This window comes from Moorena sp. SIO3I6, assembly GCF_010672095.1.
On sequence record NZ_JAAHHU010001700.1, the window covers coordinates 1 to 1,063 of the forward strand.

Here is a 1,063-nt window from a genome sequence, read left to right on the forward strand (position 1 = left end):
TACAGTCTTCTCCTCCATCAACTACACCCTAGGAGCCAACCTGGAAAACTTGACCCTGACTGGTAGTGCTTACTACGGCTACGGTAACAGCCTCAACAACAGCATCACTGGTAACAGTTACAACAACCTCCTCCGGGGGTATTCTGGCAACGACAAGCTCTATGGTGGCTCTGGCAAGGACACCCTTTATGGTGGCTATGGCAACGACTACCTCTCTGGTGGCTATGGCAACGACTACCTCTCTGGTGGCTCTGGCAACGACAAGCTCTATGGTAACTCTGGCAACGACTACCTCTCTGGTTACTCTGGCAACGACTACCTCTCTGGTTACTCTGGCAAGGACACCCTTTATGGTGGCTCTGGCAAGGACACCCTTTATGGTGGCTCTGGCAAGGACACCCTTTATGGTGGCTCTGGCAACGACTACCTCTCTGGTGGCTCTGGCAACGACTACATCTCTGGCGCAGGTGGTAACGATACCCTAGTTGGAGGTTTGGGCTCAGATACCCTGAACGGTACTAACAGTATTCTGGACGGTGCTGGTGAAATTGATATCCTTGACCCTGGTGATGCTCTTGCCAGGGATCTGATTATCCTGGGCACCAGTGGCTCGATCTATTACAATGGTGCTGGTCTAGATTACGCTGTGATTGACAATTTCGACAGATTTAGCTTCGCTGGCGAAACTGACTCTGACAAGATCCAGATTTCCGGGTCATTGTCCAATTACAGTTTAAGCTCATTCACAGGTACAATATCTGGTGTTTCTATTACCAGCGGCACTCGAATCAACTTAGGTGGAGAGATCATTGCTTATGTCGATTCTAGTGGTTTACTGACTTCTGCTGACTTTATCTCAGTCTAGTCGCCAAAGCACTCTATCTAACCGAGTGACAAGTAGGATTGTTTGCTTTACTCGCTTTCTGAGTTTAGGGTAAAGCTGCTGATGGGATACCTGGTGAGAGGGGTGTTGGTACCAAGTTGCATTCATACCTAGCACCCCATCACCAGATCACCCGATCACCTTTTGAGGAATATATTATCTTAGGACTTACGACGTTTA

General features: G+C 48.7%; 1 protein-coding gene. It reads left to right on the plus strand.

Features of this window, described 5'->3' with window-relative positions; all coding sequences use genetic code 11:
• On the plus strand, nucleotides 1-865 hold an 865-nt coding region (locus tag F6K49_RS52420), incomplete at its 5' end, for a calcium-binding protein (protein WP_293110998.1).
• Nucleotides 866-1,063 lie beyond the last annotated feature (198 nt).